Raw genomic sequence first — 26,496 nt, 5'->3', positions numbered from 1 at the left:
AGCTACCTCATGGAGTAAGCTTGACCACTGTGAAGGCCTGTTGCGGATCGACGCGAGCCGCGACCCGTCGGACCAGCCCTCGCTCCTGTGAAGACTCCTCCTGCGACCCAGGAACCGATTCAAGACCGCGGGCCAGCCAGTCGCAGGTGAGCGAGAAAAATGGCACGCCGCGGCTGAACCCTTGTTCGAGCAATTCGGAGATGCGATCGAAGTCGGGCGACCTCTCGGTCATCAGGCGACGCGCCAGGATAATAGGCCCGTCGGGGATTTGCGGAAACCGGTTGGTGATGTTCTCGAGCCATTGCCGTGGCACAAGCTCCGATGCTCCGGCTCCCACTGCGATTAGAGCACCCGCCACGGCCGCTAGCGGGTTGGTCATCTTGCTGCGGACGGCCTCGCGGACCTCTCCTTGCATGACCTTGAGAACCTCGGAGCCACGCTCAAAGTCGCGCGAAGCGAGGAACGCCAGCAGGCCGGACCATCGGTATGACTCGACGATGCCCGACGTCGCGGCTCGCCCTTCTGCTGGAGCGGCGGCGACGATTAGGTGAGCGGACCATTCGTTTGGGTCGCTCGGCCGGCCCAACTGCGGCACAAAGGCCGCTTCGATGCGGGTACCGAATCCAAGGACGGCCCAGAGCGGCCCGCGGCGCTGCGTGTAGGCGTCTTCGAAGACCAGAGGATTGTGCTCGGGCACATCAAAGCGAAGAAAGTCCCGGTCGCCCGCTGCCTCCCGCAAGGCGGGTGTTCGCGGGCCTGCCGCACCTAGGCGGGCTGCGTCGCGCGGCTTGGCCATTACCCCGACGAGTTCGGAGAACGAGGGGGCCGGCATTGAACGGGCGACACTGGTGACCGTCGGTCCTCTAGGATTGAGAGGCTGCTGTGGAAATCGAGGTGCGCTGACCGCGTCTGGCCCCTGGGATATTGAGGTGCTGGCAAGAAGCGCGCCGGCTAAGGTCGCATACCCCAGCCATTCATGCAGGGAAGGGCCGCTGACAATCAGGCTATGGACACTCGCGCCTTGCTCGGCTTGGAGTTCCCTGCTGACGCTCGTCCCGTCGGGAAGCGTAATGACGGCGCTGTAGGCACCCGGCTCGACGTCAAGGCGCAGCTTTTCGCGAGTGCCGCCGACTACTGGTTTCAGTGGACCGGGGTTGTTGCCGTCGCGCCGCGACAATGCGACGACGAAGCCGGCCCCTACCTCCGCTGCGGCAGTAAACTCAAAAACCAATTCGGCGCTGGGGCCGCGACGCGGGACTGGCGAGGCGGTTTCGACGGTCGGTACCGCTCCGATTTCGACGAATGCCACGGGAGCGCGAGGGGTAAGTATCTCTGACCCAAGAGCCTTGCCGTCCCGATCAATTGAAATCGTCACTGTCTTCAGTTCTTCGAGGTCAAACTCCGCGAAGAAGGGCGCGGCCTCGCCCGCAGTTTTCGTAGATACGACCTCCCGATGGTCTGAGATGACGGTGCGACAGCGTGGCCATCGGGCTCGATCGGAAAGACTGACATAGGTTTTCACCCGATCAAGGCCGCCAGGATAGGTGATCGCAAAGCTTCCAGCGGCTCGGCCCGCCGGCGTCTGCAACGACCCGTCTGGTCGAGCAAAGAGCCTTAGAAACTGAGTGAGCCGGTCAACGAGAATGCCGGGTCGAACCGGCCAGCGAGCCCCCGACACGTCGGCCGCGGCACCGTTGAGCGCTCGGAGCAAACTGTCGGTGAAGACAGTTGTCTTATCGCGCCGACCGTCGGCCTCCTCATAGAGGCTAGTTGAGCAGAGCGCCCATTGGTGGCGCGTTCCACCGTGGTCGTCCCGCGCTCGTGAAAGCGAGATCAGCTTGGTGCCGAACTCCTCTTCGGCAGGCAGCCCCAACGAGGTCTTCAAACGGCAGCAATCGAACAATAACAGCTGCGACGTCGGCACAGCGTTCTCGAGCGCTGTAATGAACTGCTCGATCTCGGTCATTCCGGCGGTCTGCTCAAGCGGGTCTGTGTCGTAGTCTTCAAGTAAGAAGGCTGTCCTCCGACCGAAGCTCTCGCCGTGGCTTGAAAGGAACAGCACCATCACGTTGTCCTTGTGCGTATTGGCCCGCTTGACCCAGTCCTTCACTGCAGCCTTCACCTCGGCAAACGTCGCTCGTGGCACGGTTACGCTTGCATATTGGGCGCCAGCCTGCCCAGGGGGCGTTTCAGAGAGGGCCAGTGCAAGGCTCCCGAGCGGCCGCTCCGGGTTGGTGAATCCGGCCTTCTGATCGAGAAACCAGTCGGCGATAGCGCGTGCCGAGATCGGCGGTGAAGTAACCGGCTTCAGCTTCTTGCTCTGAAACGCGCCGACGCCAATGATCATCACATGGGTCGCGGGCCGTCGGTCGAAAGCGGTATCCACAAAGACGAGACCCTTGTCGCGTTCAGCGTTGTCGTCGCTACTCATCAGTCCCCCAGTTCCATTTTGGTCCGGACGCGCCGGCACGAACTATCAGTCTCAGGCGGCGGGCGTTTGCCCCTTCACCAACACAACCTGATCAAGGTCTGTCCCCGATCGTGACAACGACTCGAGCAAGGAGGCGTCGTCCAGCAGCAAAGCGTCCTTGAGGCCAAGTCTGGCCTGCTGCAAAGCCATCCCCGCCGGCTGCCCCTCAGCGATCGCTGCATAAAAACGCACTGCGAATACCCTGGCGCCAATATCCCCGACTTCACCACGCATTCCGATAATAACAGCGACCGTTTCGAGCAGCGCTTCGGCGCCGACGAGACTGTCGCACGCATTGAGGACAACGAGAATCGGTGGCGTTGTCGTTGCCGCCAGCAGATCGGCAATCCACTGCAGCGGTATCGGTCGTGCTTGAGTACTGTGGACAAGCCCGTCGTCAAATAGCAAGGCGCCCTCGGCGGCATGACCCGAAAAATGGATAACATGCGGACGTCGTTCGTTTGTCCCATCGATCAGATCGGCGAACGTCGCTGCCGGAAGATGCTCGAGATCGATGAGATCGCGATGCAGCGCACTCTTGAGTGCCTTGCGAACGTCCCGCACCTCACGGTCGGTCTGGAGCCACCGGCCCTCCTCGACGACTGACCCGTCGTCGCGCTGGTAGATGCGTTCGGTCGCTTCGGGATTGGCTGTGACGTAGAGGACTCGGAGCCGTTCGGGTTTGGGCTCGGGGATACGCGCGAGATGCGGGGCCGACTGCAGGAGCCCGTGAACCTGACGCGCGTGAGTGAGTTCCTCACGTCGGCGCTTCTTGTCGGCGCGCTCGCGTTCCTTGCGCAGGTCTTCTTCCGCGCTAGCGATCGCTGCCTGCTTGCTCGCTTGGTCCTTGGCGTTGCGACCGATTTTCTCGGCGACCGCGGCAGCCTTCTTACCGCTTTCGGTGGCCTTGTGGTCGAGTGACACAGCCGAGCGGAGATAGGAATTGATCGACGACGCATTGCGGGACCGCGCCGCCGACTGACGCTTCGAACCGGCATCTTTCCGCGCCACAGCAACTGTTGCCTCGTGCCCGGCGAGTTCCTTCCGAAGCCGCCCTTCCGATTGCTTAAGCCGAGCGAGTTCGCTGCGCAGGCTATCGATGCGCGACATTGTCTACTCCGAAATCAGAATGGGTGCGGTCGAGCCAAGAGCAAGGGCTGTCCGGGGGCAATCAAACAGTGGCGCCTGAAACATCGGACCTAGGCCTCCTCGCTTCCCTGGCTCGCGTTTCTGAGGACAAAGTTCAAGTAATTCCTGCTCAGAGGGCGGCAGAGTTGGCTGATTCATGCAATTCTCCATCACTGCTCTTGAACTCGAAGCTAAACCGTATGAACTTGCCTACCAATTGTCGACCCACGAGGCGACGTATGGTCGAGTCGTGGCGACCGAACAGCGGTCGAGCGGGCAGCGGCATTGGGGCTAGGAAGCGCACCTCCGCCGAGAAGATCCCAGCGATCCCATCGGCAGGTGGTGGCGGCAGCGGATCGCAAGAGACCTCGGCTCGAATCGGTTCAGGCGAACACAGCTCGCTTTAAGGTGAAGCTCGCGCCTCACGACGGGTACATTGCTCGGCACGGCGCTGCATTGGGGATTAGCGTGGCTAAGATGGAAATCGACGCGAACGGAAGTGGGCTAAAAAGCCTTATTGGCTCGCTCAAGGCCAGGGCGAAGCGTACCGCTGGACACTACCGTAAGGAAGACACTGGTATCACGCCCGAAGAATGGCCCAGGGACGCGGAGGTCGAGCTGATTGAAAGCCTTGTGCGGGAGAAGGCCAGACGGGTAACCGGAGGGGATCCCAGCCAGCAGTGGAAGGGGTGCCGTGAGTTCGCGCAGGCGATCAGAGATTCGCGCAACCCGCCTGTCTCACGTGAACATTTCGGGACGGAGGAAGCGCAGCGTCGCTACGAACGCGCAGAAGCCGATTTCTTCGATGGTATCGCGCTCTGGGCCGACAGTACAATGGACTATGTGACCTCTCTGAGCGGACTAGCTGTCGAGACGGCTACGAAGCTCCGGATACTCTTTCTAGCGGCCAATCCCTCGGACAGAACACGGTTGCGGCTCGACAGGGAATTGCGGGACATTCGAGAAGAGCTGGCAATGGCAGGATACCGCGAGCGGTTTGACCTCCAAACACGCGGAGCAGTCCGTGCCAAGGACATGGTGCGGGCACTGCTTGAGCTCGAACCGGCCTATGTGCACTTCTCCGGCCACGGTACTGCTGATGGTGCAATCTGTGTGGAAGCATCCGATGGGACGAGCCACGAAATCGACCCCGACGCGTTGGCCGCGCTGTTCGCGGCGGCGGGCGAGAAAGTCCAGTGTGTCCTGCTCAACGCTTGCTTTTCTGAAAACCAGGCTCTTGCGATTGCCCCGCATGTCCCCTTCGTCATCGGCATGCACACGACGATCAGTGACGAAGCGGCGATCGCGTTCGCCACGGGTTTCTACCGAGCACTTGGTGCCGGAAAGGGCATCCCGGTCGCATTCGAACTGGGGATTGTCGAATTGAAACTGTTTGGCATCGCGGAGCACGAAACGCCTGTTATCGTGCAGTGTCCTTAGCCGGGTGTTCGCTTCTACAGCCGCTTGAGCTCCCACTTGCGCAACACGATTTGAATGACCTCCGACCGCCCACTTTCATCTCCGCAGCAATGCTGATGAGCGCATCCTCGGTTGCGAGTCACTTTCAAGCTCTTCAGCAAAGGATTTGCGCGTCACTGTCGGGTTTGGAGCCGTTCTCTGCGCAGTTTTGCTCTCTCCAACTCAGCGGCGATGAAGGCTGTAGCGTGTCTATCGCGCGCCTAGTGTTCTCACGCGTCTCGAGGACGGTCGCGGCGCAGGGGCAGTCAATGGCGGCTTCCAGTCAACCGCAGCGGCGGGCTTTTGGCCCAACCGAACTGTTGCCAGCGCAAAGCAATACGCGAAAGTCGCATCTTGTCAGGAGTGCGGAAACCAAGAGGAAGCGCAAGCTTCGGGATATCGAACCTCGTTCATCCGTCCAACGTTGCTAAAGTGGCTTCCGTCGGCCTTCGGCGCATCGGGAGGCGTCGGATGCTCACCCCTGAGGTATGGCAGGCAACGAACCTAACCGGTCAGTTTCTTCCATTGAACGTTATTGATGCATCCGCGGCGGTTTTCAGACACTGGACCTGTCGCCATTTTCCTACGAGCGAATTTCGTGCAACGAACCGTTCCTCGAGGAGGCTGTGATCTAGACCATTCAGGCCGCCGGATACTTTGCGATGACGCCAACTACGACGTTGGAATGATCGGTCGCATGTCACCCCGGCGGCTCAGGAAGGAGACGGCACGGTAGCCTATGTGCCCACCTTGACCTTATGTGGTGATCGACGCCAGCCAAGGAGCAACAGCTCCATGGATGTGCGACCCGATGATTGTCGCAGCCGCGCTCCACGCCGGCGATGCAGGAACCTTGGCTGCGGCTCGGTCAGCCCTCGAATTGACTTGTCTTGGTCAAAAGCAACCCATCGCACCAAACGTGGTCTACGCAGCCCCACTCACAGGCGGCAGCAGCATCCGGAAAAAAACCACGTCCATTGAGATTTGCACTCGTGTTGCAGAGCAGCGAAATGCCCGTGAGTTTCTCGTACTCTATGAGAAGTTCTGCAATTGGGTGTTCGGAAGCTCTTGAAACCGTCTGAAGTCGCGCAGTTCCGTCGAGATGGACGACCGCCGGGATTATTTCTTTCCACTCTGAACGGGTCCGGTGGTCGAACAGCATGTAAGGATCCGGCGTGCCGGGGTCAAACATGTCAGGTGCACGATCCTCCAAGCATATTGGCGCTACCGGCCGGAAGTGCTCTCGCAATTTGATCTTGTTGAGATGGTCCTTCATTTCCGGCGAAGTTGCAGCCGCCAGAATGCTTCTGCCTCCCAAGGCACGCGGACCAAGCTCTGCGCGGCCTGCAAGGAACACCACAGGCTTGTTGTCGGCGAGCAAACCGGCAAGATCTTTCAGGCTGAAAGCAGCAGATTGCCAACCGGGGGGAATCTTGCCACGGCCCACATTCGGCCCGCTGTAGACTGACCAGTCAAGATGCACGAAACCTTTGTCGGCGGACAGCGCGCAGCAAGCGGCACCAATCGCCGATCCGCTGTCGTTTGGAAACGGAGGTACCCAGACTGCGTCGAATAAACCGCTCGCCCGAAGGGCGCTATTCCATTTGATATTCAGCCCGCATCCGCCGGCGATGCACAGGTTTCGGGTTTCCGGAACCAAGTACCGACGCAGTGCGCTTTTCAGTTCCCGGACGAGAAGACGCTCTACGAAGGCATGGAAAGAAGCAAGTATGTCCTCGGGAGTTTCGGAAATTAGTGCCGAGGCGCTAGCATCGAAGAAGTTGTGTACAGCAGTGAGCAGCGCCTCTTCGCTGTGGGTGTTGTTCCTGTATTCCGACGCGTGGTCCGTATCCCCGGCGAAACGGTCATCGTAAAGCTCCTGAAATACATTCACGATGTGTTCACGGACTACTCCAAGCGCGATATAAGCCATCAACTTGCCGGCGATGCCCAGATTCCAGCCAGCCCGCAGTTCTTGCCTGTAAGGACCGAAATGTTGACCGGCGGCGGCATAGGCATGGCCTATCATCGGAAACAGGCTGCCAACAAATCTCACTCCACTTGGCTCGACGTAGTAAAGCCGCGGAAAAATGCAGCCGTCCCATACCAGACAAAGCGCCGGTTCTTCTGCTTTCGCGAATGAACTGGTGCAGTATGCAGAAGCCACGTGCCCAAGAACATGCGGGTAGCTTTCGTAGGAAAATACCCCATTGTCGAGGACGAGACCGGAACCTTCATAGGCCTTCAGTGGGTTTTCGGCGTCCCACTCCACATATGGCGCGCCGTTGAGAGTGATCGGGGAGCCCTTGCTCAAAACATGGAATTCCGACTGGATCTCACCGTCCCATCCGTCAATGACGAACCGGTCGATATCGCCCGGAGCCAGCCCGTTTTCAGCCAGAACAGCTACGACCGTCTCAAGCCGCTCGATATGTTGGTACCGTGGGTTATTTTCAAGCTTCTCCTGCTCGACGCAAAAGATTAATCTGCCGTCTTCCACGACAGCAATCCCGCCGTCGTGCGTCAGCTTAATACCGCAAATACGCATAGTAGATCCTTGTCGAGGTGCCAGTAGAGCACCCGCTGAAAACGGCTGAGAAAAAGCCGTGGGTTCGATGTCGCGCTATGCGCTATGATGCGGGACCGGTAAATTAGATTGTTTGGATATGAGGCATCCGCGCGATGAATGATCAGGTCTGCCGCGTGATCTAGAAGATGGTGGACACGGAGCCCCAGCGCTCTGTTGAGCAAGCCACCCGAGCCAAGCTTGCCGTCTGCGTCCTCTCGTGACGGCGACCCGCACGCCACCTTCAGCATTTGGTTGCTGGCAACTGCCGGTCAGCAGCCCTTGGCGCCTCAACGCGCCGATCGGCTGTTCGACAGCGCTAGGCCACTCATAAACTGGGTATCGTGCTGATGTAAGTCTGATTCAGGGCTTCTTTTGGAGGCTTTGATGCGTCGGTATGAATTGAGCGATTTTGAATGGGGCATCATCGCGCCTCATCTCCCCGCCAAGGTCCGCGCTGTGGCACGCGTTGACCACCGCAAGGTGCTCAACGGCATCCTGTGGCGCTTCCGCACCGGCTCACCCTAGGCCGATGTGCCGGAACGCTATGACCCCTACACCACCTTCTACAACCGGTTCGTGCGATGGCGCAAAACCGGGGCCTGGGATCGGCTTCTGGCGGCGGTTTCCAAGGCATCTGACGGCGAGATCATCATGATCGACAGCTCCTGTGTCCGCGTTCACCTGCACGCTGCCACGGCAAAAAAGGGGGGCGCTGACGATGGCTGCATGGGACGTTCCCGCGGCGGGCTCACGACCAAGATCCCCGCGCTCGTCGATGCCGAAGGCCGGGCGATCGACCTTGTCCCGACGGCCGGACAGGCACATGAAGGCAAGCCCGCCGCCGCCATGCTCGACGCCCTCCAACCCGATGCAATAAAGCTTCTAACGGCTTCTGGCCTCGCGTGAAACAACTCGAGTGCCATGGTCACCAGCTCGTGCTCGAACCTCATAATCGGCGGATACGAGTTGTTCTTGCTGAAAAAAAGCTAGGTACGCTGCCTTGGCGATATCAATGGCATCATCGTCAAGAAGCAGGCCTCGATCATTGATCCACCGGTCGCAAAAGGTCGCGCGTGGATCGTTATCTGCCGCACGCGCTTGCAGAAGCATTTTCGACTTCAATCTGGCTTCTACCTTTTCTAGAGAGCAAGGCGTCTTCATCTGAAAACACCGACTGGTTCCGGGATTTGGCGTACGCTGCTTTGCTATGAGTCTCACCAGTCTTCATGATAGCTCCTCCGCCCGCCACAACTTGCCAAGGGCAAGCCTGACATTAGCGACCAGCGGTACGGAAGTGCTGCTGATTTGCGTCGAATAGTTCGTCGGACCAGACTGTCGGGAGCTGATCTGTTGTTCATCTACCGAGGCTGTTCATGCCGGGGGCACCGGCTCGGAGAAATGGCACAAGCCGGCACGCCCCTGCTCGGTATCCGATCGCTCCAACGACATTCAGCAATGCGCTGTCGAGCATGTGCGGTCTTGTGGCCATGCATGAAAACCTGAGCTCAGAAGTGCCGAAGGAGGAATTGCGCGATTATGTCGGTCGTCTTTCGCGGGAACTCCCCGCCCTCGACCGGCTCTCCGAGGAATGCTGAGCTCCGTAGCGCATTGATGAGATCAACGTTTATGGGGCGGCGTATCCGGGCCAGACCCTTGTTCGTGCCGGCGTGCTAGTCCGCGCGATACGTCAGGCTGCCAACGTTCCGTGTAGCCGCCGTCACCTTGGTTACGATGTGTGGGCTGGTACCTGTTCACGGGCCAGGTTGATGCCGAGAACGACTCGGCCCCTCTCTTCGCTGGGATTGTCGGCCGGCGTCTTCGGCGATGTCTAATAGCTGACAATGTAGTAACAGAAGCCGACTTTCGGATGTTTTGAACCGCCTTGTTTGCATTGGCGCGGTACACGCAACTCTATCCGCATTATGAGAAGCCGTTTTTGAAGTCCTCGTCGACGAGAGAACCTAGGTAATCCAGCCCGCACCGACGAGGCCCTTGACGAAAATGCCAGTCGGATTGTGGATCGCGTTGAAGAAGACTTCAATTGAATACGCGTCTAAATCGTCATAGGTAAGCCGCGAGAGCAGTGACGTGCCTTCATGATTGTAAAGGTCCTTCGATGTTTTGCCGGTACTGTAGAAATAGCGCTGGCCACCTTCGAAGGAAAAAACTGGAGGGGCCGCTGCCCAGGCTATAGACCTGCCCAGGCTATAGACGCGGACTCGGCGTTCACCGGCACTGTGGCGGTAGCGCCCGCCGTCAGGCCACAAAGCGCCACAGATGTCAGTAACAGTCGTTGCATCACATGTTTGCCTTATTTTCCGATTCTGTCGAAAACTATTCGCGTTGCAGGTTGAGCTTGAGCGCTCTATGGCGAGACTATTTGGGAGACAGGTCGAATCTCATCCTGATCGCCCCGCCGCATGAGGGTTCGGATCAGCTTTCCCTTCTGAGGTGGGCGTTTCAGGATGCAGATGAGAGTTACAACCTTCCACAGGTCTACTTGGCCTGCGCCTCCAATATCGCCCGGGCCTGTTTCCAGCCCCGATGCGGTCGGTTTCGTCGGCCCGCGCCGTCAGCATCAGAACCGGCACGTCGGAGTTCGCGCGGCTGCGCTTGAGCGCCTCTAAGCCGTCCATGTCAGGCAGCCTGACATCGAGAATTACGGCTTGGGGCGTACTGCCGCGCGATGTCGGCAATGCCCACCCCGCCGTGTCCGCCGTTAGTACACGAAACCCGTAACCCGTCAGATATTCCGCGAGCATGGCGGACAGGCGCCTGTCCTCATCGACGATGAGGACCTGGTCCGCCATGCTCGTTTGTCAGCTCCGATTCGAACCTGTGCTCGTATAGAGCTTATCCGCGATCTTCGAGATCCTCGAAATCGTCGAGCAACTGCTCAAGCTGCTCGGCCGTCAACACCTCGGTGGCATCCAGCAGATCGGTCGTCAGCGCGCGCAAAGCCTCGCCGGCCCACTCGACAATCTCGGCGCGCACCTCCTCCACTGCGTCGGGGTCGAGGGTTGGCGCGTTGAGCAGCTCGGCGAGATCATTGTGCGCCTGGATTAAGCCCTGCTCGATGAGGCGCATATGGTTATGGACCTCGTCGGTGATCGCCGCCAACTCTTCTTCCTGCTCGGGCGTGATGTCAAGATCAGCGAGCTTGGACTCTAAGTCATGCGCGCAGTAGCCCGTCCCATGGCGGAGGCTGGTCTGCATGTGCATGTCGGGTCCGGCGTGGCCGCCGCCGACGTCGAAGCGCTGCACGCGTCCGTAACCCTGGCTGAGCGCGCCAGAGACGCCGACGCTGGCAAGCGTGACGACCGCAATGCCGCCGATTGCGATGCGCTTGCCCCAGTTCTTCGACTTCGGAGCGCGGGAGAAATGGTGACGAAGTTTCTGCCACGCAGAGGGTTCAGGTTCGGCCATAAACATATTCCTTTGAATGTTGGTCGAGTGGAATGCCTGGATCAGTAGAACCGGCATTTGCACCAGATAGGTTTGTGCCAGTTAGAAGGCAAGAGAATATAAGTATATTTCCGAATATATCCCAGTATTTTGCGGGAACATGATGCAATCGGGCATGTCGCCCACAGGTGAAGAGGTATACTAACATATATTTAATAATATAGTCCAACTTATTGTTCAATTTCTGGATTGATGTGACGGTGTCGGGAGCCGCGGCGACTCCACGTACTCCTTATGACTGCTGGGCCTGAGGGGGGGCGTCATCCGATAAGCAACGGCCGAGGGTTAAGCCAGCTGGCCGGCGCAGTGCCTCATGCACAAGAGGCGGGCCCTATGTGGATATTCACAAGGAGCGGATTTCGATCGCGGTGGCAGCGAGCTGACGCGGCGGATCGCTGGAATATTCGGCGAGATTCCCAATGACACTGATGCATCAAAAAGCTCTGCAACCGTCTGGGTATTCCGGCAAGCCGCTGGCGTTTGGCTATGAGACCGGCGCGTGCGGTTATGGCCGTTATCGCCAACTCACAAGCCTGAGTCATCGCTGCGACGTGGTGGCGTCATCGCTGATTCCGAGGCGGCCGGCCGATCGGGTGAAGATAAACCGTCGCGATGCCACCATGCTCGCCCGCCGCAATCGGGCCGGAGAGTTGACCCCCCCGTCTGGGTGCCCATAACGATCACGAAGAGCCATGCGCGACCTGATCGCCTGTGTAGCCCCGTCGTGCGACAGATATTGACGCGAGCGCATGAACGTCTTCGCGATTTCTGCTGCGTCACGGGCATAAGCAAGAGCGTGGGGCGGCCTGGCGAATGGCTTACTGCCGATGGCTTTGACATTGGCCTTCGAACATCCCGCTCAGCAGGTCGGATTCAGGACTACGTCGATGCCGTCATGGATGCGGAACGGCGCCTGCAGCAGGTCCAGGAACAGATACTCAGCCCGATCCCGGAACGAACCGGCGCCCGGTGGGTGATGCCTGTAGGCAATACGCGGTATCGCGTCAGCCATTGCCGTGGTGCTGGTCGCGGAAGTCGGCGACTTCACCCGCTTCTTCAATCCACGCCGGCTCATGGCCTACTTCGGCCTGGTCCCTGGCGAGCAATCGAGTGGCGAGACCGTCTGGCGCGGGCCGCATCACAACGACCGGCAACACCATGCCCGGCGCGCGTTGGTCGAGGGCGCCTGAGCTTACAGGATCAGACCGCATCGGCCGGCGCAAGGTCGACCCGATCGAAGCGCTGCCACACGTCGTTCGCGATCGGGTCGTTCCAGACGCGCCGGCGCGTCCAGGCAAAAATGCGGCCCGTCAGAGCGTCAAGTCCGCCTCTTGCACCTGATATCCGCAGTCCAAGTGCCTCGATCGCCGATCGAGTGGCGGGCCAATTTCTACGCCAAAGGCCGTTGTCAGCACTCATGACGGTGGAAGGAATCTAGCGCTTGGTGCCCGCGTCTGGTGGCAACGATGATTTTGATCGCGCGCTCAATCTTCTTTAGGGCTAATTCGCGCATGTACATGAAGCCAGTTCCCGCTGCGGCGAAGGTCGTGGCGCATGCTGCGCGAATGCCTCGCCGGCATGGCATCGTTCGTACCGGCCGAAGACGAGCCCACGTCGATCCCCGGAGCGGATCGCCGAGGAAATCGTGCGGCGCGTGTTTGCGGAAATGTCAGCGTTGCCCAGAATTGCCTTGGCTATCGGACGTGCAATAATCACGAGTGGAGCGCAGAGGATTACCCGCAATCGCGCGCCCCATGAACACCTCGGCTGGCCATTTGGATCAGATTCTCCACAATGAAGGGCGGAAGGTGACGGGCAGGCACTGCAGGCAGCGAACGACGTGATGCTTAGTAGGCGGACATTTGTTCACTAAGATACATGGGAAGTGAATAGAGGCGGCGCTCTGGCAAAGTGAGGCTGCGACGCGCACTAGGAGACGTAGCGGCTTTGCTTTCGCACTGGAGCGCTGCGGTGGGCGTTCTGAGCGAGCCTGTCGAGAATGGCCGCGGCCCCTGATATTTAGCTCGGCGATGATGCCATCTGGCCACAGGCGGTGATCAGGGTGGTTTGCGCCGATAGCGTTTCTCGAGGAGTTCGAACAGATGGAAGTGCTGCTCCCCAAGAGGGAGTGCGTTCCGAAGTCGTCGAGGATGAGGAGCCGCACGCGCGTGAGCTTGTAGATGAGGCGGCGGCAGCGGCCATCAATGCGGGCGAACGCCAGGCCCTCGGAGAGCCGTAAAACGCGCAGGTAGAGCACGGAATGATCGAGCCGTGCCGCCTGACGGTCGAAGGCACAGGCCAGCCATGACTTTCGATCCCGGTCTGGCCGGTGACGACCAGGTTCTGGTGCGCCTTCAGCGAAACTTAACGAAACAAGAACGATACCGATGGCATGGCGAAGTCGGTGAGGCCAGCTTTAAAGCGGCCGCTTTGGCTCACCGTTTGATGTGGCGGCGAGGTTCAAATGCCCCCGGGGGGCAAAAATGTCACTTGCGCGCACGAGGATCAGCCCCATCTAACCGGCTCCCCCGGGTTGTAAGGGCAGATCGGGCGGGCGAGGGACACCAGGAGTGGGGCTGCAGCCCAAGCTTCTTTGAATAGCAGAAACCATTCTCCCAGGAGAAGGCATGTATAGGCAGCACGAAGATACACCAGGGTGGGATCGGTCCAAGGCCAATCGACTCTATAAAGCATTGAAGAAGCTTATCGTCGATTTTAAGGTACCCCCCGATACGCGACTCGACCCCCGTCTAATCAGCGTTACTCTGAAAACGAGCGTTACCCCGTTACGCGAGGCATTGATTCAGATCGAAACCGAAAAGTACATCGTCGGATCTCCTCGCAATGGCTACTACACAAGAAAGCTGGATACAAAGCAATTATCAGATGAGTATGGTGTTGCCAACGCAATACTTCAGGGTGTTTTCAGGCAAGGCCCAGATGAGCATTCCAAGCTGTGGTCAACGCTTCCTACGATCCCCAGCTCTAACGACTGTATTTTGTTTGGGGAGTTCCTCGAGGTATTTTATGAGAAGATCGCAGAGGGTGGAAACAATGGAAAAATGCTGGATCTCGTTCATGAGTTCAACATCCGAACGAGATATGTACGTCTTTTGGATTTGCAACGGCCGGAGCGTCTATCATGTATTATAAGTGATATGAGACAGCTTGTAGAGCTTCTTGACAAGCAAGACAAAAATGGGGTGATCGCAAATATTGGTCGGCAATTCAGTGCGATAATTGAAAACGTCCCCGAGCTTGTGCTGGAGGGTAATCTTCGTGCCGGGGATACGAAAGAGAGCTGGTTGAAGACATTGCTGTCGAATTTCGACGAGAGCTGACCGGCGGTTTCCACCGAGATGTGGCTCTGGCTCACTTTTGCTGCTGTTGCTGCCGGCGCTTTTGCTGATTCCCCGGAGGATTAACTAAATTCAACATCCACTTGCCCGCGCGAGCCTCGCGCCTGACGGATTGGCGCGGTGATTGATGTGAAGGTTATAGCGAACACCGCTCAAAAGCTTCGATCGCGCCAATTTTCGGGAATCTGTCCAGACCGGGGGCCAGCCGGAGCGTTCAAGATAGATATGTGCGTCGGCCCGCTGGCCCGCTCCTCGTCGTACGGACGAGCATACGCTGGTGCTGCTGCGGGGGCTGGCGCCGCATACCCCGACGCCGTCATCGCCGGCATTCTCAACAAACAAGGCCGCCGAACGGCGTACGGCACCGCTTCGGCGCGCCACGCCGAGGCTCGCCGGCGCACGCCCCGTCGTCTGGCGACAGACGTCACGGTCTCGCCCGAAAGGAAACTCTCCTCAATGATCTGCAGCTCCTGTTCGGTCCGGGCTTCATACCCGCCGGTTAGATTCATGACGAAGTGGTGCGCCGACCGCCATGGCGGCCTCGATCACCTTGTCGCGCGTGGCGATCCACCGCAAACGCGTGGTAGTGGGTCAGTTTGAAATTTGCCATGCCGTCAATCGACGTCAACCGACTGTCGCACGATAGGCCGAACTCCTATATATGCTCAACGCGAAGCATGAGGAACTGGCATGTTCGACGTCATTAAGGAAATGACTTGGTTGCGCGACACGGTCCGCCATAGCATCGAGCGGGTGGAAGGCATGGACCTAAAGCCTGCCGACGCTAAGGAGATCGCCAAGCGAAAGAAAATTCTTAAGGAAATCGAGGCGGATTTGCGCAGGCTAGAAGGATACCAGTATGCCAACCGGACCTAAGCCCAAGCGCCCGCGCGATCCTAACCAGTTGGCAAGGTCGATTGTTGACATCGCGACTGGCGAAGCGCCGGCCAAAGAAGATCATAAGAACAAGGCCGCTGTGGAGCTAGGGCGACGTGGCGGTAAGATCGGTGGCCGCGTACGGGCTGACCGCATGTCGGCAGAAGAAAGGGCCGATGCAGCAAGGCTAGCTGCATCGGCCCGTTGGAGAAAGCGCGACGACTAGGCAGCTTCTGCTGCCTCGATTTCCGCCAAGTCCATCGTGAAGTCGAAATCCATCTGGATAGGCTCTTCGTCCGACCTCGCATCATTGTAGCTATCGACATCGATCTTCAACTGCCGAACGTCACCGACGATCCCGCGACGGCGCTGCTGGAACGACATCTGCATATGGTGTCGTGGGGCGGTTCGAATATCGTCCCACAGAACCATCTGCATTCCGCCTGACTTGGTCGTGGCGGGATGCAGTTTGCGAACCTTTCTTCCGCGCTTGTCGGTGATGTAATCTTCGCGCATGGCCGACTGCAAATCTTCGGCGCATTTGGAGATTGCTGCCGACTCCGGCAATTCCCATCGTCCGGTTCGGATAGCCCAAGCGGCCATTGTTCTGGTGCCTGCCGGCCACGGCTCGCCGGACATGCGGTACTCTGCAACGATTTTCTGCATCTGCTTACTGTAAGTCATGCTTCAAATCTCCTTCAGATGCGGTGTCACCCCATACCCATCGGTCATCGCCGTACGTATGAGGACATGCCGCACCTTGGCTTGGTACTGCTTGAATAAGTCCCATCTGTTGAGGTGCTTTTGTATTTGCCCGGCCACGATGCCGGGATGGCGCTTCACTAGTTTCGAAAAACCGATCAACCCTGGTTTGGAATAGATCGGGTCATGCCGACGAATGAAGCTTTCCATCTTCAGTCTCGGCACACAGAAATCCGCCGCCGCCGCATCGGCTGCACGTTCGGATTCGTCTGTAAGTCGGTCGTCATCTTCGAAGTTGTCGATGACCGGATTATCGCGACCTTCAAGCCTGAGAATGTGCTCGATCTCATGCCGCAGATTAAACCAAAAGCGGTCGATCTGGTCGCCACCCTTAAGCGACAGGGCAATGACCGGCGACCTGTTTTTGTCCAGCCAGAAACACACCCCATCAATACGCGAGCCGGGAAGCGGTTCGACAACCAAAAACCGCACACCACAGTCATGCAAGATGCGCGGGACATGGCGGACCTCTTCCGGGTCAACCATCAAGGCTTCAAGCTGGACAAGCGCGTCGCGCAGTAGCGTTTCCGAGAACTTCGGCACGACCATCGCTTCCGCAAGGCGCTTTACGCGGATAAGCCAAGCCAGTTGGATAGTGGAAACATCTTCGTTGTTCTTCCTCCATGCGGCGAACGATCCGGTGATAGGATCGCCAATCGAAGCGATTCCGAAGAAGCGGCAAACCGATGCTTCCATACTCTCGCCGGGCCGCTGCGGAAGCCAGCCACGCTTCGCCAAATCTCGGACGGGAAAGCGCTTCCGCATCTCCGCCTCGCGAGCGATCCGCTCGTCAGCCGGCGACGTTTTCGCCAGCTGATAAGCGGATTCCAAATTCAACCAATACTGCGGAGTCGTATCCAGCGCCGCAGCGATCTCTCGCGCCGTGTCTGGCGTGATCGAGCGCTTACCCATGATGATCTCATTCACCACATTGGCCTTGCGGCCGATGATCTCCGCAAACTCTGTCTGCGACCAACCCAACTCATCCAAGGCGTCCTTAAGGAACTCGCCCGGTGGGAAAGTGTAAGCTGGCGTCCGATCGGTCATATTCCTTGGCATCAGTGATAATCCGTTATTTCAATTACCCGCAGTCGGGTGCCTTCGTTGTCGGTGACGATCTCAATGATGAGCCGCCACTGCTTGGTCAGCCGCACCGAATGTTGGTGGCCCCTTCTCCCCTGAAGCTTCTCGAATCGGAGTCCGCCGCGATAGAGGTCCCGCTGGTCGACGGCAGCGCGCAATGCCCATAGCGCTTTGCAGAATCCACGCACAATGTCAGGGCCAAAGCCCGCATCGAAACTCGGATCATGGTCCAGTTTGTCGAGGTCATCATCGGCAAATTCGATCTCCATGCCTCACGTCCCTTTTATATAGCGCCGGAGAAAAAATCTCAATACCCTTTATCCCGGATAGCGTAATAATAGTTGCAAAGCAAGAGCGCTTATGCATAATGGTCAGTATGAATAAGTTGGACGCCCAAGCCCGGTCTGGTATCCTTCACATGCTCTGCGAAGGTCAGTCGATCCGTTCGATTACCCGCATCATGGGTACCAGCAAAAATACGGTGGCAAAACTTCTCTCTGACGCTGGCGCGATTTGCGCACAGTATCAGGATGAAACCCTTCGCAACCTGACCAGCAAGCGAGTGCAGGTCGATGAAATCTGGAGCTTCACCTACGCCAAGCAGAAGAACGTCGCGACGGCCAAGGCTGCCCCGGAAGGCGCTGGCGACACATGGACATGGACGGCCATCGATGCCGACACCAAGCTTGTCATGTCGTGGCTGGTCGGCGGTCGCGACAGCGAATACGCGATGGGCTTCATGGACGATCTTTCGCGCCGCCTCGCCAATCGCGTCCAGCTGACCAGCGATGGCCACAGGGCCTATCTAGAGGCTGTTCAAGGTGCATTCGGTGGCGACATCGACTACGCCATGCTGATCAAGCTCTATGGCGCCTCCCCTGACAGCGCAAAGGGCCGTTACAGCCCCGCCGAATGCACCGGAGCGAACAAAGAGCGGATCGAAGGCAATCCAAACATCAAGCATGTCAGCACGTCATTTGCTGAGCGCCAGAACCTCACCATGCGGATGCATATGCGCCGCTTCACTCGGCTGACCAACGGCTTTTCCAAGAAGGTGGAAGCCCACGCCAACGCCGTGGCGCTTCACTTCATGGACTACAATTTTGTTCGCATCCATGCCACCTTGCGAATGACCCCGGCGATGGCCGCTGGCGTCACTGGCAAACTTTGGGAGATCGGCGATATCGTTGCGCTGATCGAAGCGAAGGAAGCCGAAAAGCCGATGGTTCGCGGAACATATAAAAAGCGTTCCTAGCGGTTTTGGGGAGGGCGAGAAATGGACAAGGCCGACTCTGGTTTGCGCCTCTTAATTGCCGGCGCCTGCATCGCGGTGATCGTTGGCGTCGGCTATTACCTTTTCGGCGAATATCGCAATTACCAGCGTCAGAAAGACGAGGCGGAGCAGGAGCAGCTGCAAGCGGTCCTTCGTGAGGATTGCGTCGATCAGTTGGCAAAATTGAATAAGGCATTCGGCATTTCCCCTACGGAGAAGAACCGAATTGCCAACTGTCTCTATATGGGATCGTTGACAGATGCCGAAGTCGCCGAGCGAGAGCGGGTTCTAGATGTCCCTTTACGCTAAAAATGCGGCCTGAATTTCAAACTGACCCACTACCCAACGCGTTTCTCAGGGCCAAGCCTTGAGTTCGGGCTTGTTGACGTAGCCAGGCAGGAAATCGTCGATCTGGCTATGCCTTACGCGGCATATCGCATGACTACCGGAGGCGAGGTCGCCGCCAAACGGACCAACGAGACGCCCCGCCGGTCATCTGGAGGGGCGAGGCTCCGGACCCAACCATTGTGGTGGAACGTTCAGTACATCTGCATTGGTTAGGCGGCGCATCGAGCCAAATGCGCACTTCGAATTCATCGGACGCGCCGGCCGGAAAGATCACGGGCTGCCCCCTGGACAATGACGGGACGATGGCTCGCACCCGCGTACCGACAACGGGACTTGTAGAGTCGATGAGGCGGGGCCATCACATGGATCACACGGCCTTCGGGGCGCTTTCGTCGATGCCTATCCGAAATTCTCGGTCCTACGTGGCGCCGTCATTCCGGCGGCGGAGGGCGACACGATCAGGTCCAACATGCAGGCCGACGGCGCCGCTCAAAATATTCGTATTCATCGCAGCCTACGACTACGCAGCTGTGAGCCCCGCGCTCCACAACCGAAGAGGAAGTCCTAACATCGACGATCTACGAGACCCGCCCAGTCCCTAGCCCAGCAGTTCACATGCGTTTTCCGAACGCAATACAGGCGGCGCATCCATGGGCGCTCCGTCTTCTTTTTGTAGCGAACACTAAGATGAAGTTTGGCCTACGGGTTGAACGCTCGATCTCGGCGCTCGCAGGAAGCATAGTAAAATTCACAACAGAAAGATCGCCGACCGCGTGGCTAACGCGGGGCCGTAACACCGCGCTTCGGACAGGACCTTGGCCCAATCGACCGCGTGTTCCCCGCCCATGGAGTTCGCTGCCTGCCCGGCATCGTGGATGCGCGCCCCAGGCCTTCATGGCTATTACCCATCGGGTTATGCCTGGGGAGCAGGGAGGATTTGCTCCCCAGGTTAATAGCTAGAGCGATCGTCTCAGAAGCGACGCACATCCGGAAATGGTAGCACCTCCGCCTGTTGGCGGGGCTGTTTGAATTCTTCGAAGGCGACCGCCTCAATTATAGCGTCCAAGGCTTCACGCCCCGTCTGGCTCATCGGGTCATCACCACCAAGATAGTGGTATGCCCGATCTAAATGCACCCGGGCCGCGGAAAAATCGCTCTTCATTTAACCTCTCAGTAGCCGCCGCGTCAGCCCTCTACGAGGTCAGTGTCGCGCAACGGTCAACATACACAGGACAATTTGATTTAAACTTGACACAATTAGGAGGAGTAGCATGCTCGGACGATGACATTTTGCCGGCACTGTGCCGCAGTGAGAGCTGGCCTCGCAAGCCGCTGGAGCAAGGATGTGGTCACATATCCCGAGGGACGGGAGGTGCTGCGCTCCCTCGGCACACACGGTGAGCGCGCTGGGTAGGGGTCGAGAGCTGTAATCCGTCGGTGGTCAGCACACCGCTCGAAAGCGGGGCTTACGATTGGGGACCTGATCCTAAACGGGCCGGGACTTCGGCGACCTGGTACTTCGCGGCCGCTGAAACCGGCTTGATTGGCCGTGGGGGCTGGGCGGAACAGATTTCGAGGAGCTCGGCGATAGCGTAGACAATGCGAAGGCTCGAGAACGTTTTAAAAAGCTCCCACACCGGGGCCAGCGTGGCGTCTATCCGGTGTACTTCTGTGTGGTCGCCGTGCCGAGCCGCTCTGACGATCGCCAGGCAGGGCTCCGGCAAGATGCCACCGAGGACGCTGTACCATGTGTCGGCGCCCGCGATCAGGGCCGCCGTGGCGTTCCAGTCGCCGCTGTAGCCGATCGAGAATCCTTTCGGCAGAATTTCTTTCTGGTGCGCAAGTTGGCCTTCGATAGCATCGCCCCGGTCCGCTGAGTTTTTCATAGCGAGGATCTCAGGCAACTGTCCCAGACGCGCGATGAGTGCTGGCGTGAAGCGAAAATGCGTGTTTCCAGGATTGTCGTAGATCACGATACGAAGGCCACTTTCGCGCGCCACTGTCGAAAAATGCTCGAAAACTTCGTCCTCAGTGAGCGGACTGTATGACACAGCGGCGAGCAATCCCGCGGCTGCGCCGAGGGCCTTCGCATCCCTTGCATATTTTACCGCTTCATCGGTGCGCAAAGCGCCCACAACCACGAGCGGGACTCGTCCACCGTCTCGTCCAGCGCTTCAGAAATTGCCCGGCGGCGTTCCTCGCGCGACAGATACATGTAAGTGCCGGTGCTGCCGAGCAGGCCGATGGAATCCACCTTTGCTGCACAAAGCCGCGCTTTGAGCTTTCGAAGCGCGAGGATATCGACGCTGCCGTCACTATCGCTTGGCGTTATTGGGAAGGCCAAAGGCCGCTCAGGAAAGCCATGCTGAAGCTCCCGCTGTTAGATTGCGTGAAGCGTTGGGCATCAGACCCCCTCCAGCGTTGAGATCGGTGATCAAATCGGCGGCGTCTTCAAGCCTACCGACAGGCACATGAGGTCGTCGCCGACTGCTTCAGGCAAAGGCGCGTCCTTGCAGATGGATTGACTTGCGCGAGCGGGTTAGGCTTGCCGGATGACAAATGAGACTGTCAGCATCGCCAAGGCTGACTGACCTGGTGATCAACGTGAGACCGTCCATCATACGGCGCGCGCCCTCGAACCCCGTTTGGAGGCCGAGAGCCAACATGCCTGAGCCGTTCGACATCTGTCTGCGCGCGATCTTATGCTCGGGATGAGAGCGGAGAAACGGATAGCTAACCCAAGCCACAGCCAGGTGCGCCTCGAGCGCCTGGGCGACCGCGAGCCCAAAGGCACTGTGACGCTCCATACGCAGCGTGAGTGTCTTCAGCCCGCGCAAGATCAGGAATGCGGACATGGGCGAGAGCGCTGCCCCGGTGAGATAGCGCAGGCCAGTTTCGCGCAACAGGTGCAATGTCTTCGCATCGCCGAGTATGAAACCGCCAAGCGCATCGCCATGTCCGTTGATGTACTTGGTCAGGGAATGGATCACGATGTCAGCTCCGAGTTCCAGTGGACGCTGGAGGGCGGGCGAGGCGAAGGTGCTGTCGACCGCGACCTTCACCCGGCGAGAATGGGCGTGTTCGGCAATGGCAGCGATGTCGAGGATACGGCTCAGCGGGTTGATCGGCGTCTCGAAGAAAACGAGCCGAGTCTTTCGGGTGATGGCCCCATCGAATTACTGGGATTTGACAGGTCGAGGGCAACGACCTTAGTCAAAATGCGGCAGGCCCTGTTCGACCATGGCGAGTGTATTGGCATAAACGGTGTTGTGGACGATGAGTTCGTCACCTTGCGAAAGCGGCGAAAGGATCAGCGTGCCGAAGGCCGCCATCCCCGAGGCGAGTACCAGCCCAGCTTCGGCTCCGTCGAGATTGGCGAGCCGCTTTTCGAGGACCTCAGTCGTCGGGTTGTATTCGCGTGCGTAGAGTCTTCCGCTGCTGCGGCGGCTTCGTTTGCTGCCACGCTTTCAAATCCGTAGGTCAATGTAAGAAACACAGTCGTCTGAACGGAATTGGAAAAGCCGGCCGGATCGTAGCCGTGATGTATGGCCCGGGTGGCAAATGCGAGGTCGACCTCGTTCCGGAACGGCATTGATATTGCCTCGTTTTCAAGCGAATCTTCGGCGCTGGCCATCGGCTTTAGCCCTCTTGATTTCGGGAACAATGCCGTCACACTAACTCAGATGGAACGTTCAGTTGGCGATGAAAGAAATGGTCCAGCCTTCTCCTGCCGCTTCGACAGCTCGCCCTCAAGGTCTGGGCGCGCGCCAGATCTGCGAAGCTCTTCGCGAGCAGATCCTGGGCGGCATCTATGAAACGGGCAGCCAGCTGCCGTCGTCCCGGGGCCTCGCAAATGAACTCGGTGTGTCGCGAACCACGGTGACGGTGGCATATGACCAGCTGGTCGCCGAGGGTTTCATTGAGGTCATCCAAGGCGCAAGACCTCGCGTTGCAGCTTCGCTAGTCGGGAGTAAAGCGACTAGCGCGGTGCCGAAAAGGACTGGCCCGATTCACCTTTCCAGTTACGGCGAGCGACTGCGCGCCAGTCCGCCACGGCCCGACTACCTCCCGAACCGTCTCAAGGTCGATTTCCGCTACGGCGACCTCGCACCATCTGATTTCCCTGCACTGACGTGGAAGCGCGCGATGAACGCGGCGATGTCACAAAGTCCCGGAAGGCTGGCCTATCACGATCCACGCGGCTCGCATCGCTTGCGCCAGGCGTTGCAGGGATATTTGTGGCGCGCCCGAACGCTTAGCTGCCGGGTCGAGCAGATCCTCGTCGTGAGTGGATCACAACAGTGCCTGGACCTTTGCGCGCGTCTGCTGCTAGATCCTGCTGACAGCTTCGTGATCGAGGATCCCTGCTATAGAATGGCGCGCCTAGTCTTTGCCAGCACAGGAGCCACTCCAGTGGCCGTCGCCGTCGATAGCGAGGGCATAAAGACGGAGCTGCTGCAGGAAATTCCGGCGCGGCTGGCCTATGTCACCCCGTCGCACCAGTTCCCGCTCGGCGGCGTCTTGTCGATTTCGCGGCGCTATCAACTCCTCGAATGGGCTCGGCGCAACGACGCCTATATCATCGAGGACGATTACGATGGCGAGTACCGGTACGACATTCGTCCGGTGCCCCCGTTGCACAAGCTGGAAGACCGCAGTTCCGTCATCTATGTTGGGACGATCTCCAAGACACTGTCGCCGATGCTGCGCATCGGCTACCTGGTGGTTCCGGCCGAGTTGCAAGATGTCTTTGCGACGGCCAAGCAGCTTCTCGACAGGCATTCTCCGGTTGCCGAACAGGAGGCCCTGGCCTCACTTATCGAGAGCGGTGGTTATGAAAGCCATGTGCGACGCGTCCGCCGTCTCAACGGCGAGCGCCGTGAGGCGCTGCTTGCCGTCCTTCAACGCGCGTTCGCAGACGGTATTGTCATCGAGGGTGCTGATGCAGGGCTGCATGTCGTCGTCTGGTTCAAGGATCTTTCTCGGTCGCTGGAGGACATCCTGGTTGAAGAGGCGCGGCGGGTCGGGGTGGGCATCCATCCGATTTCATCACTGTACATTCGAGATGAAGGCCGTGCTGACCGGATTGGACTGGTGATGGGCTATTCCGCCCTGACCATTCGGCAGATCGAGAATGGCGTTCGGCTCCTTACTGGCGCTGTCCAACGGGTAAAAAGCCTTGCGAGCACTCGGCAACATCCTCAATAACCGGCCTGACGGTGCACAGGCCTGGCTCGTGACCCCAGAGTCACGCCGGCAGCGATCGCAGACTGGATCAGCAAGACTTGCCGTGACTGGCCCTGTCGGCCATTCCGGGTCCCGGGCAGTACTCTGACCCTGCGACCTGGCGAAGAGAGTTCTCGACGAGACTCTTACATCCACTGGAAGCAAGGCGCCGTGCGGCCGGCTTAAAGGAGAAAGCGTTGATGGATTTTCCGCTGATCGACGAGGAAATAGCAGAGATCGCACCTGACTTTCGCGCTATCAGCATTCTTGTTGATGCACAGGACAGTGCGCGAGGCGTCATGGCTCGAGACGTGTTGGGAGAGGCTTGCGATTTCGTCCGAGCGGGAGGACCCGCATGGGGAGAAGCGCACTTGGCCAATTGGGCGGAGGCATACGTCCGATTCGGAGCGAAACCAAACCGGACGCCGTGCTCGGCGCACGCATTGAAAAAACGGGTGGAGAGGGACGGCCGCATCCCATCGATAAATCCTGTCGTTGACCTCTACAATGCAGTGAGCCTGCGTTTCGCAATACCCGTCGGCGGCGAAAATTTCGATGCATATGTCGGTAAACCACGGCTGACAATTGCGGAAGGAACGGAGTGCTTCCACACTGTTTTGAATGGGGAAGCGGTCGTCGAAAAGCCTTCCAAGGGGGAGGTCATCTGGCGCGACGATCTGGCAGCTACATGTCGCCGCTGGAACTGGCGGCAGGGCACGCGCACCCGGTTGGAGACGGTGGGCGGCCGCATGTGGTTTATTTTGGAAAGCTTAGCAGCGATGCCGGAAGGAGCGCTCGAGGACGCAGCTAAGATGCTCGTGAGCGGTCTGAGAGAGCTTGCACCAGGGTGTAAGGTCTACGAACAGGAAATCACCACCGCTAAAGCCTCGGTCGCCAGTTCCGCCAGGCGGGTCGGTTGAGGAACGTGCCGTCCCTGTCATCGAGGCTGAGCTGGCCTGCATGCGCCGCCTGATAGGCAGGCCGGCGGCACGGAAGCCTATCAGAGATGTCGATCGAGAGGCACATGCTCACCCGTCGGGGGAGCTCTCCGCCTCCTTCGAAGGCTAACTTCCCGAGCGGATCGGTACGCAGCCATATCTGCGGGTCGCGACCTTGCCGCCGACGCCGCCAGCGGCTCGGCGGCACATGCTGTGTCATGATTTCGCCAACCCTGGAGGACGGCGCCAGCTCGGCGTCACCCAGGTCCTGCTGGGCAAGCTGGACACACGGCCCTCTACGACTGTTGGGCCACTAAGATAGTTGGCCCGATGATCTGGGCTCGCCAAGTCACTTCACCAACTGGACGACTTCAATTGTAATTAACTGGCTGTTTCCTGAGGGTCAGATTGCCGGTATCCCGACCTGCAGCGCACACACGGAGTTCCCCGATGTACACCCCTCCCGCCTTCCGCGATGATGATATGGATTTCCTGCGGGCGAGCGTCCGCGCATCTCCTCTGGCGAACTTCGTCACCGCGACGGCCGAAGGACTCTTCGCCTCGCCGCTGCCCCTCTTGCTTGATGAAAGCGAGGGCGAGCACGGCGTGATCTACGGCCACCTCGCCAAGGCCAATCCACAGTGCCGTGTTCCCCCGCTGGGCGACGGTCTGGCCATCTTCATGGGGCCGGAGGCTTACGTGACCCCGGCGTGGTACGCGACCAAACAGGAAACCGGGAAGGTTGTGCCTACCTGGAATTACGTCACCGTCCACGCTTATGGCCCGGTCGAGTTCTTCGAGGACACCGGGAGGCTGCTGGAGGCCGTGAATCGCCTGACCGACCACCACGAGGGTGAGCGCGTCTCGCCCTGGGCGGTGTCGGATGCGCCGTCGGATTTCGTGCAGGCCCAACTCCGCGGAATTGTGGGTCTGCGCATGTCGATCACGAGGATCGAGGGCAAGCGCAAGATGAGCCAGAATCGGAACGCGGCCGACCGTGCCGGAGTGGCTGCGGGCCTCGCAGCGAGCGAGCGGGCATCTGACCGTGAGGTCGCCTCCTTCATCCCTTAGCAACATAAACTTCGTTGGTATCGACCCCATGACAAATCTGACGCAACTCGCCCTACGCCTTGCCGCGGCTTTTGTGCTCGCCATAACGCCTGGTGCTCGGCGACTCTATGTTGTCGCCCGCAGTCTCGCCGGCGGTCGCCCCAATTGCGTTCAATACTCTCGCCGACATGTTGGCTTTGTGCCCAGCGGCATTGAAGGCCGCACAGCAGCGCGTCCTGGATTGAATCAGCGCCTGAGGGAGAGGTCGGGGAGGCGCTATGATTGCACTGGCAGTCCACCTCGCTACGGCGGAGCAGCCGGCCACATCAGTTTGGCTCCGGAGCGGTTCAGCATCCTTGCGGCCTGGTACTCACTCTGCAGAAGCGGCTGGGTAGGCTGGATCCATCTTCGGTCATTTCGCTTAGCAGATGAATGTCTCAAGAGGCGCGGTGGTACCCGTTGCGTGAAAGTCGGCTCACAATGATAGACAA

At 59.0% G+C, this 26,496-nt stretch carries 21 protein-coding genes and 2 pseudogenes; 10 read left to right on the top strand and 13 right to left on the bottom strand.

Going from position 1 to position 26,496, the window contains the following annotated elements:
• Positions 1-7: 7 nt before the first annotated feature.
• Both MESAU_RS28870 and MESAU_RS28865 read right to left on the bottom strand, forming a co-directional pair.
• A complete protein-coding gene (locus tag MESAU_RS28870; RefSeq protein ID WP_013533559.1) occupies positions 8-2,431 on the bottom strand; it encodes a caspase family protein in 2,424 nt (807 codons plus the stop codon).
• A gap of 51 nt (positions 2,432-2,482) precedes the next feature.
• Positions 2,483-3,580 (bottom strand): CHAT domain-containing protein, encoded by a 1,098-nt coding sequence (locus MESAU_RS28865; RefSeq protein ID WP_013533558.1) that lies wholly within the window; start codon positions 3,578-3,580, stop codon positions 2,483-2,485.
• A 495-nt stretch (positions 3,581-4,075) separates the two neighbouring features.
• Here MESAU_RS28865 and MESAU_RS28860 point away from each other — a divergent pair, with 495 nt between their 5' ends.
• Positions 4,076-5,038 carry a CHAT domain-containing protein gene (locus MESAU_RS28860; RefSeq protein ID WP_013533557.1) on the top strand — a complete coding sequence of 321 codons (963 nt, stop codon included), beginning with the start codon at positions 4,076-4,078 and terminating at the stop codon, positions 5,036-5,038.
• A gap of 886 nt (positions 5,039-5,924) precedes the next feature.
• Here the strand turns inward: MESAU_RS28860 and nodU are convergent.
• On the bottom strand, positions 5,925-7,604 hold the full coding sequence (gene nodU, locus MESAU_RS28855) for a nodulation protein NodU (protein WP_013533556.1): 1,680 nt from the start codon (positions 7,602-7,604) through the stop codon (positions 5,925-5,927).
• Between the two features lie 405 nt (positions 7,605-8,009).
• On the opposite strand from nodU, the pseudogene MESAU_RS28850 reads away from it, so the two are divergent.
• Positions 8,010-8,507: pseudogene (locus MESAU_RS28850) on the top strand (IS5 family transposase); the annotation flags it as partial.
• 1,517 nt (positions 8,508-10,024) lie between these two features.
• Here the strand turns inward: MESAU_RS28850 and MESAU_RS30830 are convergent.
• The 3 genes from MESAU_RS30830 to MESAU_RS31430 form a co-directional block, all read right to left on the bottom strand.
• A complete protein-coding gene (locus tag MESAU_RS30830) occupies positions 10,025-10,435 on the bottom strand; it encodes a response regulator (RefSeq protein ID WP_081285670.1) in 411 nt (136 codons plus the stop codon).
• Between the two features lie 43 nt (positions 10,436-10,478).
• Positions 10,479-11,051, bottom strand: coding sequence for a Spy/CpxP family protein refolding chaperone (locus tag MESAU_RS28830; protein WP_013533554.1), 573 nt, complete (start codon positions 11,049-11,051; stop codon positions 10,479-10,481).
• 898 nt (positions 11,052-11,949) lie between these two features.
• Positions 11,950-12,165, bottom strand: coding sequence for a hypothetical protein (locus MESAU_RS31430; RefSeq protein WP_150111244.1), 216 nt, complete (start codon positions 12,163-12,165; stop codon positions 11,950-11,952).
• Between MESAU_RS31430 and MESAU_RS32505 the strand changes: the two genes are divergently transcribed.
• Entirely contained in the window at positions 12,107-12,280 is a 174-nt protein-coding gene (locus MESAU_RS32505) for a transposase (RefSeq protein WP_157163674.1), read from the top strand. The two genes, MESAU_RS31430 and MESAU_RS32505, sit on opposite strands and share 59 nt — an antisense overlap.
• A gap of 590 nt (positions 12,281-12,870) precedes the next feature.
• Here MESAU_RS32505 and MESAU_RS32285 read toward each other — a convergent pair.
• On the bottom strand, positions 12,871-13,347 hold the full coding sequence (locus tag MESAU_RS32285; RefSeq protein ID WP_276325686.1) for a hypothetical protein: 477 nt from the start codon (positions 13,345-13,347) through the stop codon (positions 12,871-12,873).
• A gap of 370 nt (positions 13,348-13,717) precedes the next feature.
• Between MESAU_RS32285 and MESAU_RS28820 the strand changes: the two genes are divergently transcribed.
• Positions 13,718-14,431 (top strand): GntR family transcriptional regulator, encoded by a 714-nt coding sequence (locus tag MESAU_RS28820; RefSeq protein ID WP_013533552.1) that lies wholly within the window; start codon positions 13,718-13,720, stop codon positions 14,429-14,431.
• Positions 14,432-15,139: 708 nt separating this feature from the next.
• The gene (locus tag MESAU_RS28815; RefSeq protein WP_013533551.1) at positions 15,140-15,325 is read left to right on the top strand and encodes a hypothetical protein; all 186 of its coding nucleotides are present in this window, start codon (positions 15,140-15,142) and stop codon (positions 15,323-15,325) included.
• A 222-nt stretch (positions 15,326-15,547) separates the two neighbouring features.
• On the opposite strand, the gene MESAU_RS28810 is transcribed toward MESAU_RS28815, so the two are convergent.
• Genes MESAU_RS28810 through MESAU_RS28800 form a run of 3 tightly spaced genes read right to left on the bottom strand, consistent with a single transcriptional unit; the run spans position 15,548 to position 17,439 of the window.
• Positions 15,548-16,009, bottom strand: a complete 462-nt coding sequence (locus tag MESAU_RS28810) for a hypothetical protein (RefSeq protein ID WP_013533550.1) — start codon at positions 16,007-16,009, stop codon at positions 15,548-15,550.
• 3 nt (positions 16,010-16,012) lie between these two features.
• The gene (locus MESAU_RS28805; RefSeq protein WP_013533549.1) at positions 16,013-17,146 is read right to left on the bottom strand and encodes a HigA family addiction module antitoxin; all 1,134 of its coding nucleotides are present in this window, start codon (positions 17,144-17,146) and stop codon (positions 16,013-16,015) included.
• Complete coding sequence (locus MESAU_RS28800) at positions 17,146-17,439, bottom strand: type II toxin-antitoxin system RelE/ParE family toxin (protein ID WP_013533548.1); 294 nt, start codon at positions 17,437-17,439, stop codon at positions 17,146-17,148. The genes MESAU_RS28805 and MESAU_RS28800 overlap by 1 nt, the downstream gene beginning before the upstream one ends.
• A gap of 107 nt (positions 17,440-17,546) precedes the next feature.
• On the opposite strand from MESAU_RS28800, the gene MESAU_RS28795 reads away from it, so the two are divergent.
• Both MESAU_RS28795 and MESAU_RS28790 read left to right on the top strand, forming a co-directional pair.
• Positions 17,547-18,425, top strand: a complete 879-nt coding sequence (locus tag MESAU_RS28795; RefSeq protein WP_081285673.1) for an IS1 family transposase — start codon at positions 17,547-17,549, stop codon at positions 18,423-18,425.
• A gap of 21 nt (positions 18,426-18,446) precedes the next feature.
• Complete coding sequence (locus tag MESAU_RS28790; protein ID WP_013533546.1) at positions 18,447-18,752, top strand: hypothetical protein; 306 nt, start codon at positions 18,447-18,449, stop codon at positions 18,750-18,752.
• A 1,009-nt stretch (positions 18,753-19,761) separates the two neighbouring features.
• On the opposite strand, the gene MESAU_RS28785 is transcribed toward MESAU_RS28790, so the two are convergent.
• The 3 genes and pseudogenes from MESAU_RS28785 to MESAU_RS30800 all read right to left on the bottom strand — a co-directional run bounded on the left by MESAU_RS28785 (position 19,762) and on the right by MESAU_RS30800 (position 21,898).
• Positions 19,762-19,953 (bottom strand): hypothetical protein, encoded by a 192-nt coding sequence (locus tag MESAU_RS28785; RefSeq protein ID WP_013533545.1) that lies wholly within the window; start codon positions 19,951-19,953, stop codon positions 19,762-19,764.
• Positions 19,954-20,257: 304 nt separating this feature from the next.
• Positions 20,258-21,155, bottom strand: a pseudogene (locus tag MESAU_RS28780) (dihydrodipicolinate synthase family protein).
• A 128-nt stretch (positions 21,156-21,283) separates the two neighbouring features.
• Positions 21,284-21,898 (bottom strand): trans-sulfuration enzyme family protein, encoded by a 615-nt coding sequence (locus MESAU_RS30800; RefSeq protein WP_425339448.1) that lies wholly within the window; start codon positions 21,896-21,898, stop codon positions 21,284-21,286.
• 595 nt (positions 21,899-22,493) lie between these two features.
• Between MESAU_RS30800 and pdxR the strand changes: the two genes are divergently transcribed.
• The 3 genes from pdxR to MESAU_RS28760 all read left to right on the top strand — a co-directional run bounded on the left by pdxR (position 22,494) and on the right by MESAU_RS28760 (position 26,026).
• Positions 22,494-23,999, top strand: coding sequence for a MocR-like pyridoxine biosynthesis transcription factor PdxR (gene pdxR, locus MESAU_RS28770; protein ID WP_013533544.1), 1,506 nt, complete (start codon positions 22,494-22,496; stop codon positions 23,997-23,999).
• A gap of 215 nt (positions 24,000-24,214) precedes the next feature.
• Positions 24,215-24,937 carry a B3/B4 domain-containing protein gene (locus tag MESAU_RS28765; protein ID WP_172832179.1) on the top strand — a complete coding sequence of 241 codons (723 nt, stop codon included), beginning with the start codon at positions 24,215-24,217 and terminating at the stop codon, positions 24,935-24,937.
• A 468-nt stretch (positions 24,938-25,405) separates the two neighbouring features.
• The gene (locus MESAU_RS28760) at positions 25,406-26,026 is read left to right on the top strand and encodes an FMN-binding negative transcriptional regulator (protein WP_013533542.1); all 621 of its coding nucleotides are present in this window, start codon (positions 25,406-25,408) and stop codon (positions 26,024-26,026) included.
• The last annotated feature ends 470 nt before the right edge of the window (positions 26,027-26,496 follow it).

It is taken from the genome of Mesorhizobium australicum WSM2073 (assembly GCF_000230995.2).
In the GTDB taxonomy this organism is placed as follows: Bacteria; Pseudomonadota; Alphaproteobacteria; order Rhizobiales; family Rhizobiaceae; genus Mesorhizobium; species Mesorhizobium australicum.
The sequence above is the reverse complement of the archived record's forward strand: the minus strand, read 5'-3'. Positions and strand labels throughout refer to the sequence as shown.

Bases quoted from the DNA above. Each gene is read 5' to 3' on its own strand.
- MESAU_RS28870 (WP_013533559.1), bottom strand. From the start codon at position 2,431: ATGAGTAGCGACGACAACGCTGAACGCGACAAGGGTCTCGTCTTTGTG.
- MESAU_RS28865 (WP_013533558.1), bottom strand. From the start codon at position 3,580: ATGTCGCGCATCGATAGCCTGCGCAGCGAACTCGCTCGGCTTAAGCAA.
- MESAU_RS28860 (WP_013533557.1), top strand. From the start codon at position 4,076: ATGGAAATCGACGCGAACGGAAGTGGGCTAAAAAGCCTTATTGGCTCG.
- nodU (WP_013533556.1), bottom strand. From the start codon at position 7,604: ATGCGTATTTGCGGTATTAAGCTGACGCACGACGGCGGGATTGCTGTC.
- MESAU_RS30830 (WP_081285670.1), bottom strand. From the start codon at position 10,435: ATGGCGGACCAGGTCCTCATCGTCGATGAGGACAGGCGCCTGTCCGCC.
- MESAU_RS28830 (WP_013533554.1), bottom strand. From the start codon at position 11,051: ATGGCCGAACCTGAACCCTCTGCGTGGCAGAAACTTCGTCACCATTTC.
- MESAU_RS31430 (WP_150111244.1), bottom strand. From the start codon at position 12,165: ATGAGCCGGCGTGGATTGAAGAAGCGGGTGAAGTCGCCGACTTCCGCG.
- MESAU_RS28820 (WP_013533552.1), top strand. From the start codon at position 13,718: ATGTATAGGCAGCACGAAGATACACCAGGGTGGGATCGGTCCAAGGCC.
- MESAU_RS28815 (WP_013533551.1), top strand. From the start codon at position 15,140: ATGTTCGACGTCATTAAGGAAATGACTTGGTTGCGCGACACGGTCCGC.
- MESAU_RS28810 (WP_013533550.1), bottom strand. From the start codon at position 16,009: ATGACTTACAGTAAGCAGATGCAGAAAATCGTTGCAGAGTACCGCATG.
- MESAU_RS28805 (WP_013533549.1), bottom strand. From the start codon at position 17,146: ATGCCAAGGAATATGACCGATCGGACGCCAGCTTACACTTTCCCACCG.
- MESAU_RS28800 (WP_013533548.1), bottom strand. From the start codon at position 17,439: ATGGAGATCGAATTTGCCGATGATGACCTCGACAAACTGGACCATGAT.
- MESAU_RS28795 (WP_081285673.1), top strand. From the start codon at position 17,547: ATGAATAAGTTGGACGCCCAAGCCCGGTCTGGTATCCTTCACATGCTC.
- MESAU_RS28790 (WP_013533546.1), top strand. From the start codon at position 18,447: ATGGACAAGGCCGACTCTGGTTTGCGCCTCTTAATTGCCGGCGCCTGC.
- MESAU_RS28785 (WP_013533545.1), bottom strand. From the start codon at position 19,953: ATGAAGAGCGATTTTTCCGCGGCCCGGGTGCATTTAGATCGGGCATAC.
- pdxR (WP_013533544.1), top strand. From the start codon at position 22,494: ATGAAAGAAATGGTCCAGCCTTCTCCTGCCGCTTCGACAGCTCGCCCT.
- MESAU_RS28760 (WP_013533542.1), top strand. From the start codon at position 25,406: ATGTACACCCCTCCCGCCTTCCGCGATGATGATATGGATTTCCTGCGG.